The 15,603-nt window shown below is 63.1% G+C and carries 21 protein-coding genes; 14 read left to right on the plus strand and 7 right to left on the minus strand.

Annotated features, from left to right (window positions below):
* The first annotated feature begins 1,132 nt into the window (after positions 1 to 1,132).
* Positions 1,133 to 1,795 carry a nucleotidyl transferase AbiEii/AbiGii toxin family protein gene (locus LZC94_47105; GenBank protein WXB15378.1) on the plus strand — a complete coding sequence of 221 codons (663 nt, stop codon included), beginning with the start codon at positions 1,133 to 1,135 and terminating at the stop codon, positions 1,793 to 1,795.
* Positions 1,796 to 2,658: 863 nt separating this feature from the next.
* On the opposite strand, the gene LZC94_47110 is transcribed toward LZC94_47105, so the two are convergent.
* Genes LZC94_47110 through LZC94_47130 form a run of 5 tightly spaced genes read right to left on the minus strand, consistent with a single transcriptional unit; the run spans position 2,659 to position 5,307 of the window.
* Positions 2,659 to 4,050, minus strand: a complete 1,392-nt coding sequence (locus LZC94_47110) for a site-specific integrase (GenBank protein ID WXB15379.1) — start codon at positions 4,048 to 4,050, stop codon at positions 2,659 to 2,661.
* Complete coding sequence (locus LZC94_47115) at positions 4,047 to 4,265, minus strand: hypothetical protein (GenBank protein WXB15380.1); 219 nt, start codon at positions 4,263 to 4,265, stop codon at positions 4,047 to 4,049. Before LZC94_47115 ends, LZC94_47110 begins: the two co-directional genes overlap by 4 nt.
* Positions 4,262 to 4,654: a nucleoside 2-deoxyribosyltransferase gene (locus LZC94_47120; GenBank protein ID WXB15381.1), complete on the minus strand. Its 393-nt coding sequence runs from the start codon at positions 4,652 to 4,654 to the stop codon at positions 4,262 to 4,264. The genes LZC94_47115 and LZC94_47120 overlap by 4 nt, the downstream gene beginning before the upstream one ends.
* On the minus strand, positions 4,651 to 5,013 hold the full coding sequence (locus LZC94_47125) for a hypothetical protein (protein ID WXB15382.1): 363 nt from the start codon (positions 5,011 to 5,013) through the stop codon (positions 4,651 to 4,653). The genes LZC94_47120 and LZC94_47125 overlap by 4 nt, the downstream gene beginning before the upstream one ends.
* A 21-nt stretch (positions 5,014 to 5,034) precedes the next feature.
* On the minus strand, positions 5,035 to 5,307 hold the full coding sequence (locus tag LZC94_47130; GenBank protein ID WXB15383.1) for a helix-turn-helix domain-containing protein: 273 nt from the start codon (positions 5,305 to 5,307) through the stop codon (positions 5,035 to 5,037).
* An 80-nt stretch (positions 5,308 to 5,387) separates the two neighbouring features.
* On the opposite strand from LZC94_47130, the gene LZC94_47135 reads away from it, so the two are divergent.
* The 9 genes from LZC94_47135 (at position 5,388) to LZC94_47175 (ending at position 9,723) form a co-directional block, all read left to right on the plus strand.
* A complete protein-coding gene (locus tag LZC94_47135) occupies positions 5,388 to 5,894 on the plus strand; it encodes a helix-turn-helix domain-containing protein (GenBank protein ID WXB15384.1) in 507 nt (168 codons plus the stop codon).
* A gap of 105 nt (positions 5,895 to 5,999) precedes the next feature.
* Positions 6,000 to 6,161 (plus strand): hypothetical protein, encoded by a 162-nt coding sequence (locus LZC94_47140; protein WXB15385.1) that lies wholly within the window; start codon positions 6,000 to 6,002, stop codon positions 6,159 to 6,161.
* Positions 6,158 to 6,526 carry a hypothetical protein gene (locus LZC94_47145; GenBank protein ID WXB15386.1) on the plus strand — a complete coding sequence of 123 codons (369 nt, stop codon included), beginning with the start codon at positions 6,158 to 6,160 and terminating at the stop codon, positions 6,524 to 6,526. Before LZC94_47140 ends, LZC94_47145 begins: the two co-directional genes overlap by 4 nt.
* Before the next feature lie 53 nt (positions 6,527 to 6,579).
* Complete coding sequence (locus LZC94_47150; GenBank protein ID WXB15387.1) at positions 6,580 to 6,942, plus strand: hypothetical protein; 363 nt, start codon at positions 6,580 to 6,582, stop codon at positions 6,940 to 6,942.
* Complete coding sequence (locus tag LZC94_47155; GenBank protein ID WXB15388.1) at positions 6,939 to 7,643, plus strand: ERF family protein; 705 nt, start codon at positions 6,939 to 6,941, stop codon at positions 7,641 to 7,643. Before LZC94_47150 ends, LZC94_47155 begins: the two co-directional genes overlap by 4 nt.
* Positions 7,640 to 8,752, plus strand: a complete 1,113-nt coding sequence (locus LZC94_47160; protein ID WXB15389.1) for a PD-(D/E)XK nuclease family protein — start codon at positions 7,640 to 7,642, stop codon at positions 8,750 to 8,752. The genes LZC94_47155 and LZC94_47160 overlap by 4 nt, the downstream gene beginning before the upstream one ends.
* Positions 8,745 to 8,948 (plus strand): hypothetical protein, encoded by a 204-nt coding sequence (locus LZC94_47165; GenBank protein WXB15390.1) that lies wholly within the window; start codon positions 8,745 to 8,747, stop codon positions 8,946 to 8,948. Before LZC94_47160 ends, LZC94_47165 begins: the two co-directional genes overlap by 8 nt.
* The gene (ssb, locus tag LZC94_47170) at positions 8,945 to 9,415 is read left to right on the plus strand and encodes a single-stranded DNA-binding protein (protein ID WXB15391.1); all 471 of its coding nucleotides are present in this window, start codon (positions 8,945 to 8,947) and stop codon (positions 9,413 to 9,415) included. The genes LZC94_47165 and ssb overlap by 4 nt, the downstream gene beginning before the upstream one ends.
* A 17-nt stretch (positions 9,416 to 9,432) precedes the next feature.
* Positions 9,433 to 9,723, plus strand: a complete 291-nt coding sequence (locus LZC94_47175) for a hypothetical protein (protein WXB15392.1) — start codon at positions 9,433 to 9,435, stop codon at positions 9,721 to 9,723.
* Here the strand turns inward: LZC94_47175 and LZC94_47180 are convergent.
* Positions 9,689 to 10,240, minus strand: a complete 552-nt coding sequence (locus LZC94_47180) for a hypothetical protein (GenBank protein ID WXB15393.1) — start codon at positions 10,238 to 10,240, stop codon at positions 9,689 to 9,691. The two genes, LZC94_47175 and LZC94_47180, sit on opposite strands and share 35 nt — an antisense overlap.
* Positions 10,241 to 10,304: 64 nt before the next feature.
* On the opposite strand from LZC94_47180, the gene LZC94_47185 reads away from it, so the two are divergent.
* Both LZC94_47185 and LZC94_47190 read left to right on the plus strand, forming a co-directional pair.
* Positions 10,305 to 10,901: a hypothetical protein gene (locus tag LZC94_47185; protein ID WXB15394.1), complete on the plus strand. Its 597-nt coding sequence runs from the start codon at positions 10,305 to 10,307 to the stop codon at positions 10,899 to 10,901.
* 33 nt (positions 10,902 to 10,934) lie between these two features.
* Complete coding sequence (locus LZC94_47190) at positions 10,935 to 11,576, plus strand: TetR/AcrR family transcriptional regulator (GenBank protein WXB15395.1); 642 nt, start codon at positions 10,935 to 10,937, stop codon at positions 11,574 to 11,576.
* A 1,105-nt stretch (positions 11,577 to 12,681) separates the two neighbouring features.
* On the opposite strand, the gene LZC94_47195 is transcribed toward LZC94_47190, so the two are convergent.
* Complete coding sequence (locus LZC94_47195; protein WXB15396.1) at positions 12,682 to 12,963, minus strand: hypothetical protein; 282 nt, start codon at positions 12,961 to 12,963, stop codon at positions 12,682 to 12,684.
* Between the two features lie 258 nt (positions 12,964 to 13,221).
* On the opposite strand from LZC94_47195, the gene istA reads away from it, so the two are divergent.
* Both istA and istB read left to right on the plus strand, forming a co-directional pair.
* Positions 13,222 to 14,688 (plus strand): IS21 family transposase, encoded by a 1,467-nt coding sequence (gene istA, locus LZC94_47200; protein WXB15397.1) that lies wholly within the window; start codon positions 13,222 to 13,224, stop codon positions 14,686 to 14,688.
* Positions 14,685 to 15,503, plus strand: coding sequence for an IS21-like element helper ATPase IstB (gene istB, locus LZC94_47205; GenBank protein ID WXB15398.1), 819 nt, complete (start codon positions 14,685 to 14,687; stop codon positions 15,501 to 15,503). Before istA ends, istB begins: the two co-directional genes overlap by 4 nt.
* The last annotated feature ends 100 nt before the right edge of the window (positions 15,504 to 15,603 follow it).

A 15,603-nucleotide genomic window follows, 5' to 3' on the forward strand; every position in this document is an offset into this window, starting at 1 on the left:
CGATTTCGCACCGTTGCTTGACGTTCAAGCCTCGAGTGTACCGCCAGCAAACGCTTCCTCCGCATCCCCCTGATCGAGAAGGACTAACACTGCATAATCCAGCCGATCCAGAAATTCTCGAAGAATTCGTTGGTCATCCTCAGAGATCAACTCGTTTCGTCGAAGCATTCCGGTTGGCTACGCTCCGGGCCCTGCGTCATGTCGGATTGAGCCCCGCGTCGGCTTGGAACGGCTCCCCGGGTCCTTCGGAATCGGATCCTTAAGAACAAGCCACGCGGCGTTCTTAAGAACATCCCAGCGGCCGAGCACGAAGCAGGCCCGGTTGCTCGCCATCGCCCAGCTACCAGAATTCGCTCGCCGGGAGGCCCAGATGGCCCTGAGGCATGTAGCCCCCAGATCTACGCGGATGGTGACCGCTTCGACCAAGGGGCCCTTGGTCACACCGCCGGTTTCGACCAGTCGATGCCGAACCCCCCTTTTCTTTGTAGTCTCGTGTGTGAGAATTCTTGAGAGCCGGTGTTGCCTCCAGCCGAGAAAGTCTTAAGAAAACATCCTCTTTCACTACGACTGAGGGTGCTCAGTCGGACGGAAAGAGGGGGATTTGAACTAGGGCTTCGATGAGCGCGAAAGCGCCCGAAGAGCTGGGATTTGCAGGCGTTGTGCGGCTGAGGGCGCTCTTCACAAAGACGCAGAGATGTGTGCAGAGTGCACATGGTTGGGGGATTTTGGTGCTCTCAGGGAAGAGCCCCTCTGTCCCCATACCTCAGGACAATGGTTCAACGCCCGACCGGCAAGCTTGGACCCGACGGTCAATGCCGCTAGACTCATTCGGAGAGAGCTCGAAACGTGCGCCCGATGACCACGGATATGAACAGCGACTCCTTCCGCCCATACTTCTTTTGGGACGAGGACGTTTCCATCGGCGAGCTCCACCAAATCCTTCGGAACGGCCCTCCCTCAGAGCGGCTTCGTCTCCTCGGAAAAATGCTCCGCGAGGCTCGCGACTTGGATGTTTGGGTGTTCGTCACCCCCGAGGATGTGGAGCGCGCGCTACCCCTTCTTGGACGCCGTCTTGGACGCCGCCGGGTATTCTGGGAATTTCTCATTCGCGGTTGGCGAGAACTAGGAATCCTTGGAGCCGCATAGCGATCTTTCCCCTTTGCAGCGCGACGTCCTCAAAGCTTTTTTTGAGCGCGAGCGAGAGTTCTTCCTGACCGGCGGCGCAGCGCTCACGGGCTACCACCTGCACCATCGCACGACCGACGATCTCGATCTCTTCGCGCTCGAGATGGCCACCTTCGAACGCGGCCCATACGTCATCAAGGATGTTGCCCGCGCCTTGGGCGCCGAGCTCAGCGTTCGCCAGGACGCCCCCGGCTTCAAGCGATACACACTGAAGCGGCACGACGAGGTGCTCGTCGTCGACCTCGTTTTGGATCAGGTAAAACAGGTACATGCAGAAAAACCGGAATATGCCGGTGTGCGCGTGGATCCCCCCGATGAAATCCTCGCCAATAAGCTGACGGCCCTCGTGGCTCGAAGCGAGGAGCGCGATCTCGTGGACGTCTTGTTTCTCGAGCGCGCGGGATATCGAGTCGAAGATGCGTTGGCGAAGGCTCTTGCCAAGGACGGTGGCTGCACCGGCGACGCTGGCGTGGCTCCTCTCCGAGCTCGAGATTCCCGATGGCTTGACTCTGCCCGCGAGAATTACGCCCGCAGAACTTCGCGACTTCCTCAAGGATCTCGTGGCTCGGCTCCTCCGGGCGGCGGCTCCTCCCCACAGATGAGCGTGTGAATTGTCGCAAGGGCCACGCGCAACCTCCGCTCGTCGTTCACCGTCAAAGTCGCCCTCCACCTATCGCTCGATGGCCGGCTTGAGCAAACCGGTATTCGACTTCGATGATCTTAAAGGCTCCCGGACCGAACAGCCCCTCGACAAAAAATGGGGACTACTGATGTAGGTTTCAATCAATCGCCTCCGTTTGCGCTCGACTTTTGAAAGTCCATCGTTCTATTCCATGGACCAAATGTGGCACCCGGGCCCAAGTTGCCGCAAAGCATCGCCGCTGCGGCAGCTGCGCCGCCGCCCGCTCATCGTTATCACGACTGGTGCCGCGGCCGCATGTCGCAAAGTTGCCTATCGACATCAATTATTCTTAGTCTTCGAGCGCATCAATATCGTGCGATTGTACGACAATCCATTTTCACCATCGCGAGCATCTCTTGAAAGCCACGAGAGCTCCCGTTTACGCTCGACGTTCCCACGTTACGAAACGGTCTGAATTTCACCCTCGACACAGACTTGGGGCCGATCGACCTCGCGGTGAAAGTCGCAGGGCTTGGCACCTACGAGCACCTCGATGCGCTCGCGACGGAGGTGGACTTGAACGGCTGAACGTCTTGGTCCTCACGTTCGAAGGGCTCGAGTGGGCGAAACGGGCCGCGGGCCGGCCGAAGGAGCTTCTCGATCTCGCGTTCATCGCGAACTCAAGAAGCTGTCGGAGTAGGTCCAACGAGGCCCGTATCGTAAACCGCGTACTGGGTCTTCGAAGCCGAACGTGAGGTGCTCGATGTCGTAGCGGCGCCGTCGAAGAGCCCCGAAATTGGCTGCTCGCATGCACTCCACACGTATCTCCCCACCTTTCGTAGAGAGCGCACTCAGCCGCACACCGCCGGCAAAAACCAGCACTCCGGGGCGCTTTCGCGCCCATCGAAGCCCTGGTCCAAATTCTCTCTCCCCACGTTCGACTGAGCACGCCCGGTCTGATTCGAACAGACGACATTCGGCTTCGAAGGCCTGGGAAAATGGCCGTTTTTTCGATGTTTTTGAGGCAAATGACGACCCCGTGTCAACGTAGCCTGCCACGCCGTTTCCGCGTGGCTGGCGACGTCGAGGAGCACGTGCACGGTGAGGTGTGCGTAGCGCTCGGTGACCTTCACGCTCGAGTGCCCGAGATACTTGGACACGTCCTCGAGTGACCAGCGCGTCCCCCACCATCCGGCGACGAGGGAGCTCGCGCAGGTGTGTCGTAGAAGGTGCCACCAGATGCGCCGCCCGATGTGCGGGATGATGCCGAGCTTGTCAGCGAACGTGTTCCACACTGTCGGCGGCTTAGTCCGCCTGCCGCCTTTGGTGTTCGGGAACATGAGCCCGTGTGGGTTCTTCTTGGTGTATCGGGGCAAGAGCGCGAGCCACGCGCGCGCAGAGGCGAGCCCGAGCCCAAAGAGCGGAACGATGCGGGTCTTCTTCTCGCCCGTGCGACCCTTCGGCGGCCTGTACCGCTGCTTCTTCGGATCCCACGACCCATGGCGCACGACCACGTGCGGGTTCTCGCCGTCGACATGGACGTCGGTAAGGTGCAGGCAAAACTGCTCGCCCTTGCGAAGCCCGGTCCCAATCGCGAACTCGATGATGTGCCGCTCCGCGCGCCAGAACCAGGTTTGTTCGTCGTCTTTTCCCTTGATGGTCGTGAGGGCGGTGTGCGCGTCGCCCTGCTCCTGCCCATCGAGATACCAGCCTTCCTGGTAGCCATCGTCCTCGTCGCCGTCTTCGCGCTTGACCGTGATCCCGATGCAGGGGTTCACGTTTACGATGTCGCGATCGAGCGCCCACGCGAAGAATTGGCGGAGCAAGATCAACATGTGCTTGCGCGTTTGCCATCCGAGAAAATCGATGTTCTCGCGATACTTGTACGCCGTGAGCTTCCTTTTGAGACGATCGAGCCACGCCAGAACGTCGCGGCGAACGACGGTGGCCGCCGCACGCTGCGCAAATGCCTCGTGCGCGATGTGCAGCTCCCAATTGCCGGCGTCGTCGGTCCGGTTGCCGCCGCGGCTCGCGAGAAAGGCCGGGCCGAGCTGCTTGATGCTCGAGCCGCTCACGTGAATCATCTTCCCCGAGGCGAGGAGCTGGCGGGTCGCATCGCGAATTTCGAGCACCGCGGCGAGCGTCGGGCGCGTCTTGTCGATCTTCTTTTTTCCGATCTGCATGCGCAGACGAAAGCTCCCGCTCGGGAGCGGCGTGATCCCGGTCATGTCGATCTCGGTCATGTGCTCCCCGCGTCGTTCGTCTCGACGATGCCGTATTCACGGAGGATGTTTTTGGCGCGTCGCTCAGCCAGCTCGTCGACGGGCTGGCTCGGCGGCGGGATGCGCCGGGCGCGCCGAGGCTTGGGCGCATCCCCAGCCCCAGGGGCACCAGCCTCCTCCTCGAGCCACGCGTCGACCAGCTCGTGGAGCAGCGCTGCAACTCGTGCGCGGTTCATGCTGCAACCTCCGCCGTCACGCGCGCGACGGCGTCGTCGATCGACTCGCAGAGCGTCACCCCGGGCCGGAACGTGGAGAGAATCCTCCGCCCGACCCAGTAGACCGGGATCTGCCGCTCGAGTGCGTAGCGGACCTCCGCGAACATCTCGCCGCCGGCGCCCGGACGCGCGATCACGAGCATCGCGTCGGACATGTCGATGCCATCGTCGTTGAGCCGCGTGATTTCGCGCAGCTCGTCGACCGTGGAGAGCGCGAAGTTCTCGGCCCCGCGCGCGTTCTCGGCCCACGTGGACGTGTAGATGCAGCCACACGCGCGCAGGCGCGCATGCACCTCTCTCACGAGCAAGGCGTCCTCGTACGGAGCTGCGACGTAGATGAACGTGCTCATCGCTGGCCTGCCTTCTTGACCGGCGGTGCAGCGGCCACCGCGACATGGAACCCCGGTTCCTCCCTCACGGCTCCGCGCAGACCGATTGTCGCGACGGTGCGCCAGGCATCGCCCTCGTTGCCGCTGCGGGCAATGGACGCGAGCTGGTCGACGACGCGCACCACGTCGATGGCGTCGACCATCTGCGCCGGCGCGATCCCGCCCGGGTAGAGGGCGCTCACCGCGTCGAGAGCGCGCGCGGTGGCTGGAAACTCGCGGTGCGCTGCGCTCGCGATCTCTTCGGCGATGACTTGGAACTTGTTCTTCATGCACGCACCCCTGAACACCCGTTTAATTGCGGAATTTTCTGCCAGCCCCATCAGAGGGGGATGCGAATAGACTTAGGCGGCGCGCGCTGCCGGAGGGATGAACGGCTTCTTCGGCTCCTTGCCCCACGAGCGAAGCGGGATCCCGAGCACCGTGTCGAGCCTCCCAGCCCAGTACCAGCCTGGCTTCACGTCGCCGTAAAGCCAACGCGACACCATGCCGGGCTTGGCCCCGAGCACTTTCGTCAAGGCACCTTGGGTGCCGTAGACGTCGAGCGCAGCCCAGAGGAGCCGCGATCCTTCCGAGAAGCGCGCCCCCAATGACCGACGAGAAAGAACGAGCGGCATGGCCTGATAGTGATGCCAATCTACATCAGTGTCAAGTTACATCTGTTGCGACGAGTGATGTAAGTTTGCATGATGCGAGAGTGAGCATCGGAGGGCGTGTCAAGGAAGCATTGGAGCGGGCCGGAATAGGCTACAACCAGCTCGACCGTGCGATCGGGCAGAGCAGCGGATATACAACCCGCCTCGTGAGTGGTGAAAAGAAGCGCCCGGACCCCACGATTCTTGCTCGAATCGCAAACGAGCTTGGTGTCTCAATCACCTGGTTGATAGACGGGTCGGGCTCACCGGATTCCGCTCAGGATGCTATCCCGGTTCGCCACTACCCCAACCTGGAAAAGCTGCTTGTCGAACGTCCGAGTTTCTACACGAAGGCGGCCATCGCGTTCGCACGATCGCTGCCGTTCCACATCGAAGAAGATCCACTGCCCGAGGTCTGGCACGAGATCTTGCTCGGGGCGATGTTGGAAGAGCGGAATGCGATGCGCAGCTATGGCCAGCGCACCCGAGGGGGCGTCGAGGTTCATGGTGCTATCACCGACCTCCCCGATGCTGTCGCAGTGAAGAAGCCGAAGAGAGCGTCTCGCTGATCACGGCGCAGCTGTCGGGATGATACTCATGAGCTCGAGAAAGACGATGTAGATTTTTTGTGATGTAGATTGACACTGATGTAAATCGTCATCACTCTTCTGCCCATGCCGAAGGTGCTGGGGTGTTTTTCGAGGGGAGTGCCGATTGCCACGGTAATCGGCCTGATTGCGCGCGCGGCGGGGCTCGACCCGGCCGCCGCGCTGGAGATGGCGGCGGCGGACTTCGCCGCGCTGGTGCGCAAAGCGCGCGTGCGGGTGTTCTCGTGAGCGCGCCCAAGATCAAGACCGGGGATTGCGTCCGCGTCAGGCCCGAGCTCGTGGGGGTGGTCTCGTCGACCGTCGATATGATGGGCGAGGGGCGCATTCGCGTGCATCCGTGCGACGGTACGCCCTCGACGTGGGTGGACCCGAGTACCGTGGTGCGCCTCGATCTGCGCTCCGGCGTGGAGGTGACGGGGCGCGTGGCCGAGATCGCGAGCTTTGCGACCGCGGGGTCGAAGATTGCCGCGGCCATCGCCGAGCGGATTCTCTACCGCGACGTCCTGCACGCGATCGCGACGGGAGAAGTCCACGACGCGGCCGCGCTCGCGCGTGAAGCATTGAGCGCCGAAGAAGCACGAGGGCTGTCGTGAAACTGCGAGAGGGGGACGGCCCCATCTGGGCCCAGTTCGCGTCGGCGGCGTTGATGGGCCACCGCGCGAGCGAGAGCGAGCAGACCGGGTTTGCGAAGTCGGCAGGAGCGGCTCTCGAGGCTGCGCAGGATGCCGACGCTCTCGTGGAGCAGTGGAAGGAGCGCTTCGAGCCCGACGAGACGGAACCAACATCTGACGCGGATGTTTCGGCGGCCTTCCTGCTTCACCGCGCCAAAGGGCATACGAATATCGACAACGCGCACCTCATCTCTGAGCTCGCCCGTGAGCTCGTGATGGGGGAGCACGACGCGGCATTCCATCACGGAGAGCTCGACGATCTGTTCGAGCACATCGAAACCATGCGCGGCGGCGCACACGTCGATGCCGCCGCTTTGAAGAGGGGAGAAAGACGATGAACGACACGGACACGAAGAATCTGTACGCCGCGCTCGTAAAAGCCCAGACGGCCGCGCGTGCGGTCGGGAAGAACTCCACGAACAAGCACCACAACTATCAGTACGCCGCGATGGAAGACCTCATCGCAGAGGGCGGGCGCGCGCTCTCGAGCGCCGGCCTTGCGCTGTTCGCGCTCGGCTGGGGCTTCGTGCCTCCGGGGGTCGAAGGTTCGCACGCGCGGGTCCGAATCCAGTATCGCTTGGTGCATACGTCCGGAGAGTCGTTCAACTTCGCACCGGTCGATGTTCCGTCGATCCCTGGAAATGGGCGACCCGAGGACAAGGCAGAGGCGGCGGCGCGCACCTTCGCGCTCGGGTACTTCCTTCGCGATTTGCTCTTGATCCCCCGCGTCGACGAGCAAGTCGATACCCGCGACGACTCCCAGTACCAGCCCCCGCCTCCGCCGAAGCCGGGCCCCGCCAAGGTGCCCGCCAGCGAGCCGCCGCCTTCGCCGGCGCGCGAGTCGATTGCCGTCGTCGACGCAGTGGAGGCCGCGATGCGCGCCGCGAAGACGGACCCCGAGCTCGTCGATGCGTCCAAACCCGCCAAGCGGGCCTACGAGGACAAGAAAATCTCGAAGGCTCAATACGATGCGCTCGTTGCCGTGTTCATCGAGTGCCGCAAGGCCATTGCCACGGCGGCCTCGGAGAAGGCCGCGTGAATCCGACGTTTTCATCGCTCGAGCGCGGGGAAGCCTGCCCCGCGTCGCACGTGCTACCCCGCGTGCTCGTCACGCACGAGTGGACGGAGGTCGGCATCGAGATCCATGATTTTCTCCGCCTGGTCGCGCCGGACCCCGCATTTACGTCGCGCGCCCTCGCGCGCATCGCCGATGACGAACTGCGTGCGAGATGCGCCGCGATCGACTTGCCGACAGCGCTCGACCGGTTGATGAACGTGCGTGCCGAATGCGCGTACGCAATCGACCTCGAGACGGCATCGGTGCGCTTCCTGGGGCATAACCTCGAGCGCGCTTACACCAATCTCGCACCAAATGAGATCGCTGGGACCCTCGACGTCGATGCGGATCACGTCGACCGCACCCCGACCGCCGGTGACTGGAAAAGCGGTTTCAGTGAGCTCACGCCTGCGGAGGACAACCTGCAGATCGGCGTGGGTGCATACGCGGTCGCCAAAGCGCGCGGGGCGGATCGGGCGATCGGGCGTCTCTGGTTCATCGGCCAGGACGGGCGGATCCGCACCGACGAAGCCGAGTTCGACGCGCTCGACCTCGAGCACGTGCTCGACCGGACCCGCCACACCGTCCGACGGATCCGCGAAGCCGAAGCCCGCTACTCAGCGGGCGAGACGTTGACGGTGCACCGCGGTCCGTGGTGCACGTACTGCCCGGCGCGGCCGCACTGCCCAGCGATGATCGCCTTCGCCCGGGAGATGCTGCCGGCTCTCGAGCAAGACCGCGCCGCGCTGGAAATGCTCTTGCCCGATCAGCTCGGCGAAGTGTGGGAACGCGCGCGGCTTGCGGCGAAGATCGCCGAGGAGGTTATCGACTCGCTCAAGAAGTTCGCGGCGACCCACCCGATCCCTCTTCCGGATGGACGCAAGGAGGTCCGATCTCACCAGGGCAGCACGACGTGGGTGAACGGCCACCGTGCCCTCGAGATGCTCCGCGAGCGTGGCGCGAACGACGAGGAGCTCGCACCACTCATCGGCACGACGCGATACCCGGTGTTCTCAGCCAAACTTCGCCCGGGAGTCGGGCGAAGGAAGGCCTCGAAAACGAAGCCGGCGGAGGTAGACGGCCATGGGTGAATTTTCGTGCACGAGCATCTGCCCCATGTGCCTGACCGATTCGCTCGAGGAGGAGAAGATCTCCAAGAGCCAGACGATCGACGGCAAACGAATCGTTGGTCTGCTCGTGCAGCTCACGGGCGTTTACGCCGTGATCTGCATGCATTGCACAAGGGACATCCTCAACAAATTTCGGAGCTTGGGAGAAGGAAAATGAATGGATTCAATCGCGTGCACTTGTTGGGCAATCTCGCCGGAGATCCCGAGCTGAAAACGATTCCGAGCGGAACGTCGGTGCTCAAGCTGCGTATCGCGTGCTCCGAGAGCTACCTGGACGCGAGTAGCCACCGGCAAGAGCGGACGGAATGGGTGAACGTTTCGGTCTGGGGTAAGCGCGGCGAAGCGCTTGCCAAGATCCTGTCGAAGGGTGACCGCGTCTTCGTAGAGGGCTCGTTGCACACGAGCTCCTACGAGAAGGAGGGAGAGAAGCGCTATTTTACGGAGGTCAACGCGCGCGAGGTTGTCCTGAACGGCGCGCGGCGCAGTTCGGACGAGCCCGAACAAGCGCCCGCCCCCGCGCGGCGGCAATCGGCTTCACGAGCTGCCGAACCGCGGCGCGCGCCGCCCGCGCACGCCGACGACTACGGACGTGGCTTCGGGGGCGACGGGGACGTCCCGTTCTGATGAGCGGAGGGGGGACGATGAGTGAGCTGAAAGAGCTGCGCGAGACGATCGGACTCCGGGCGGTTTTCGCGCTCGGTGCGCGATACGACAAGAAGAGCGGCGGCCGTCGCTGGCTCCGCATGCATGAGGACTTCGGCATCTACGAGGCGTCCTGGGTGGACGTGCTGGAGCTCAACGTGCCGCATCGCCTGCACGCGTTCTCGCAAGATCTCTACGCCGCAATCGAGCAGCTCGTAGGGCATCTGCGCGATCGGACGGGTATCCCGTCGCCATTCACGTCGACATCGCGCGGCCCAGTGCGACGGTGAACGCCTCGACGTCGCGACGGCGCACCGCCGTGATGACGTCCTTGTGGTGCCCGCGAAGCCACGAAACGAGTCCGATGGCGGCTTCATCGAGCGAGCCGTAGACCCGGAATCTCGTCAACGGGTGGCGAGGCAGGTACCGAACCATCAACGTCGACGAGATTTCGTCGAAGCCGGCGGCGAACTCGCACGGTTCAGCGGGCGTCGAGTGCGCAACGGCGCGCTCGGCGTCCCCCCGAACCATTGGCACCAGCGTCTCGCGGTACGTGTGCGGACCATGCCCCGTGGATCGGATCTCCAGCAGGTTCCAATTCCAGTGGCACGTTTTGGAGCACGTTGTCTGCACCAAGATCGCGAGTGCACACGACGGAATGTCCTCGTGCATGCAATGACGCCATGCGCGAACAATCGCCGCTCGCAGCTCGTCGCGGTCTACGACGGTGCGCTCTGGTGCCACGTATTCACCGTGGAGCTTGATGACATCTCCCTCACCCCTGCCGATCTCTTGTGTGATGCTCATTTGACGACCACCCCGACATTGCTGGGCACGCTAAAGCAACGGCCTTTTTCCCGCTTCATCGTGCATGGCACATATCTTCGCCGGGCAACATGCGTTGTCAATTGATGACCAAATTTTTACCAAATTTTTTGAAAAACCTAGGCAAAGTTGTTTCGCAAAAAATTTGGCCGTACCCTCGAGGGTCCCCATGGCGATTGCGCAACTTTCCCCAGAGCTGCGGCGTGTCGTTTGGGCAGCGTTGAGCGATCTAAAAAAAGATCTGCGGACGCAGAAGAGAGTGGCAGAAGCCCTTAGGATTTCACCATTTACGGTGAATCAGGCACTGCACCGCAAAGGGGGGTCGAGGGCGGTGCTGGACGCCATTTTGGGGTACCTCGGCACGAGCGAAGAAAAGTTGCGTGAGCGCTATGCTGACGCATGCGAGATGCCCGAGGGCACTCAATCCGAACCTACAAATTTGACGATTGCGGTGGCGCGCTTGCCATGGGACCACCGCCTCTCTGCGGACCAACGAGAGGCGGTAACGCGCGAGGTTGTCGATCTCGTTGCGGGTTGGGGCGTTGATCCAACCGTGCAGGTTTGGACGCAACTCCTTCACTCGCAACAGGTTCTTGCGATTCACGGCGGGCGCCGCCGTGAGCGAGCCCGCGATCGGCCGTGAAGATGGATGTTTTTATGTCATCGTCTAAGTGGCATGGCTGAGACGAAGGAGCAAAAACAGCTCTCGCGGATTCGACGGGCGGCGCTGGCCGTGTTCGCGGAGTACCGCGGCAAGGCCACGATGGCGATGATCGCGAAGCGCGCGCGTTTGAGCGAGGAGACCCTCCTCACGCACTACGCCTCAAAAGACGATCTGTTCGCCGATGTGCTCGCGCTTGGCGCTCTCGAAATGGTGACGCCAGGCGCCATGAAAGGTTTTTCCGACATCTTGGCGCTTCCATGGAAGGATGCGCGCAAGCCGCTCACGACGTATTTCACGAACTACGCCCAATTCGTGCGCACGAACGCGCCGCGCGTGAAACCCGTGCTGCAGGAGGCGATTCTGCGTCCCCAGACGTTCGCCCGCGTGCTCGCCGCGAGGCGAGGGGCTTACCCGCGCTTCTGCAACCTCGTCGAAGACCTGCAGGCGCGGGGTCGCGTGCGCCGGGATGTTACTCCGATAGCGTTGTTATGCATGGTCTTGTCGACGGCGTGGGGTTACGGCCTCGCGCGCGCGGTCCTGATGCCCGATGCCGATTGGGATGACGACGCGCTCGCGCTCATGTTCGCCAGCGTCCTCGCGGACGGCACCCGCCCGAGGACGCGGCGGGTGGTGAAGAAGAAAACGAAGAGGTAGAGCTGCGATTTTACATGCCGTGCTCGCCTCCACATGGCAGCCTCGTGCTCATGGGGGAAGGTCGTTCGTGGATCGCTGGCACCCTACTCGCGACGATGCTTTGCGGCTGCGTGGAAGTCGCGAAGGAGCCACCGAAGTCGCCGTCGCCCCCCGTAGAGAGCACGGCCGCCGCTGCCCCGAAGGCTCCCGAGCCACCGCTGGAACCGTACGTGTCCCGACAGATGCCACAACTACCGATGGTTGCGGTGGCCGATGACGCGCCGAAGCCGACCCTTGTAGCGAACCCCACGGCCCGACCGCCTCGGTATGCGCCGGCCGCCTTGCACGCTGCGCGTTCGTTGCGCTGCGACTTCTTGGTTTCGACTACCCTCGGTGAGGGAGGCCGCGCCGAAGCGACAAGTGAATCATTCGCGTTCACATTCGATCAAATCGACCACAAGAAGCATTCTGCACGCGAGCTCGGGAATTTTGGGGCAGCGGGTGTCACTGTTCTCACAGGCGCAGACACAACGTCCTTTCTAGAACTCACCAAGTCCGGAAACCCCATCCTGACAACTGTATTCGCATGGATCGTTGGGGACGAAGGCTTTATTTCCGTAATGTCTCGGCATCTGGGAATGCTGGATCTCGATGCGCCCAAGGTCTCGCAGCACCACGGATTTTGCAGAGTCCTTATCCAATGATGGAGAGAGGCGCACGCGTTGTCCGGTGTGTGGACTGCTCGTGCGGACACCGGAATCGCGGTGATGCACGCTGGTGCTCGCGCTGCGGGATGAGAACACGCAAGTCGGGGCGACCGATTTGGCGATTGACCCCCTCGGCCGCCGTCGTTGTCGCGCGGCCAGCCTCCGACGCCGTCGTCGAGGAGCCAATTGTCGAGCGGCCCGCGCCGCGTCTCGCCGCGCCCGTGACGACAAGGCCCAACAGGCGAAGAATGTTCGCCATCCTCGCTGGCTCGATCGCTGTCCTATTCGCGGGCTGCTCGTTCATCGTGAACGAGCCCGTCACTGCGCTAGCCGTCTTCTTCGTCGGGATGCCCTTCGTTTCGTTCGTCGTGTGGGTCACGATGGGGCTCCTGGCTCGCGCGCGCTAGCGCGGACTCGAGCTACTGCGCTTGCATCGTCGACTTCGACGATGGGAAGATGCGCATCGTCGACGGCGCGGCGCCTTTCACCACGAGGTACCGGTCGATGTCGCGCTTGATCTCGTAACGGTACTTCGCTCCGGCGGGCAGGGCGAGCGGCACCGCGGCATTGAGCGACAGCGGCGAGCCCGCCGCGAGGATGGCCGAATTATCGAGATCCGCCGGTGGCGGCACGGGATTCACCGCGGGGCCCGAAGCCGCAGCGAAGTAGAAATAAATCGTCGCGACACCGTCGTTTTGCAAGTCGATGAACAGCGATTCGTCGACGTTCGCACGCCACCGTTGGCCGAGCCACGGAAGTACGGCGAGATCGTAGACGCGCGCCGTCGTGTCGACGGCGACGGCCGCCCCTGTACGCGGCCACGTTAAATTGACCCACGACGGCCACCAGAAATTGACCCACCCGGCGGAGCGCGGGGGGGAGCAGTTTCGGCCAGGGAAAATTGACCCACCCCTGAAAGGGGTGGACAGGCGAGCGGGCGATGGAGTCGTCGTCCGGGGATGGTGCCGATGGACGTGGTGGCAGTGATTCGACACAAGGTGGCGAGCGAAGGGGTTCCGATTCGAGAAGTGGCGCGGGAGCTCGGATTGTCGCGAAACACGATTCGGCGATACGTGAGGGCCAACAAGATTCCGGTTCCAAGGCCAGAAAAACAGGTCCGACCAAGCCCGGTGCGCGACGAGGTGGCCACGGCGGCCGCGGCTATCTGGCGAGCGCGCCGATCCTTTACGGCGGGCAAACAGCGGCTGACGGCCAAGCGGCTGTGGGAGCTATTGCGTGAAAACGGGCACACGGCGAGCGAGCGCACCGTGCGGCGATTGGTGGCCGAATTCCGGAGCGGTGAGCGTGAGGTGACTGTTCCTCTGGTGTACACGCCCGGCGAGCTCGCACAGGTGGATTTTTTCGAAGTGTGGGTCGAGCCCTCGGGGATTCGCCAGAAGGCGTGGATGTTCGTGATGCGCTTGATGCACTCAGGGCGCGACTTCGCCATGCTCTGCGCGCAACAAGACGCCACTTGGTTCTTAGCGGCTCACGTTGCGGCGTTTACCTACTTCGCGGGGGTGGTGGCCGCCGTGGCCTATGACAACTTGAGCGCGGCCGTGGCCAAGATCCTCGTCGGGGCGCCACGGCTGCTTCGGCCCCGATTCGCCGCGCTTTGCGCCCACTACGCCTTCGAGCCGCGTTTTTGCCGCCCCGGCGAAGGCCACGACAAGGGAGGAGTCGAGCGCCGCGGAGGACACATACGTCGCCAGCATTTGGTGCCCATTCCGCGCGGTAAATCACTTGCGGCCATGACCTCGGCTTTGCAAGCACGCCTCGATGCCCAGCATTCACGCAATCCGATGTACGTCGAGGCCTGGGCCCGTGAGCGCAGCGCGCTGCGGCCTCTCCCAGCGCCTTTTGACGGCCGCCAGGTACGCACCGTGCAGCTTCGCCACCACGCCAGCTACCTCGTCGCGGGCGCTCACTACTCGGTGCCCAGTCGGTGGTGCGGTCAGATGGTCGACCTGTTCCTGGGCATCGACACCGTCACCTTTGCCAAAGGCGACGAGACCATCTGCCATCCTCGCGTCGCCTTCGGTGGCCGAAGTATCGACTATCGGCATTTGCTACTGCCACTATCGCGCAAGCCACAAGCTCTGCGCCAGGTCGCTCACGAGTTGGTGGTACAATTCGGCTCACCATGGCCCGAGCTCTGGGAGACGCTTTGCAATCGGTATTCGCCCGACCTGATCGAAGCTGCACGAAGACTGGCTCCGTGGTTGGAGCGCGCTGACCGCGAGGGAGTCGGTCGGGTCAAGCAAGCCATCATCACCGCCCTTGCGTGCGGTACGCTGGTGCCCTTTCTGCAACGCACAAGGCGCACCGAAACCCTCGCCGCTGTCCCGCTGGCATTATCGGAATACGCGGTCGAGACGCCCGACCTATCGCGCTACGACGTGCTTCTCGAGAGGGCGTCGGCATGAGCACCGACGACGTGCTCTTGGCCGCCGTACGCGCCCATACGCGCGTACTCAAGCTACCGACCGTCGCACGAGAGTGCGAAACGCTGGGACGTCAATCGCTGGCCGAAGGCTGGTCACCGTTGCAGTACTTGCGGGCGTTGCTCGACGCCGAGCTCGCGGTCCGCGCCGAGCACGCGATTGGGCGCCGCATGCGAGCGGCTCGTCTGCCCGTACAAAAAACGATGTCGCAATTCGATTGGCGGAGGCCACACGGTCTCGAACGCGCCCGCGTCGAAGACTTGGCTCGTGGTGCCTGGATTCCGACGGCGCGCAACATCGTGATCTTGGGCCCCGTGGGCACCGGAAAAACGCACTTGGCCATCGCGCTCGCCATCGAGGCCATCAAGCGCGGTCACCACGTGCTCTTTTACCGCGCCTCCGACTTGGTCCGGGCACTGACCGAGGCCCGGGATGCACGGGCTCTTTCTCGCCTGCAAGAGCGACTGCGAAGGGTTTCACTCTTGGTGGTGGACGAACTTGGCTTTGTACCGTTTGAAAAAGCCGGCGGAGAGCTGCTCTTCGACGTCTTGTCCACCCGGCACGAACGGTGCGCAACGGTGATCACATCGAATCTGGCTTTTAGTGAATGGAACCGGGTCTTCGTCGACGACAAGCTGACGGCCGCACTCCTGGACCGTCTGGCCCAGCATGCGGAGGTCCTCGTCACTCGCGGTCCGGGAGACCGTGTCCCGGCCGCGGCCACCAAAAAGACAGATTCAAGATCTGACGAGAGCAAACCCAAAGCGACCCAGGAGGTGCCGGCGCTCACGCGGTGAGTGCCCCCCATCGCGGCGGGGTGGGTCAGTTTTTGATGGCCGAGATGGGTCAGTTTTCGGTGGCCGTTGACAGCCCCCTGCCCGCGTCGCGGTGGCAGTC

The sequence above is a fragment of the Sorangiineae bacterium MSr11954 genome, from assembly GCA_037157815.1.
GTDB lineage: Bacteria > Myxococcota_A > Polyangia > Polyangiales > Polyangiaceae > Pendulispora > Pendulispora albinea.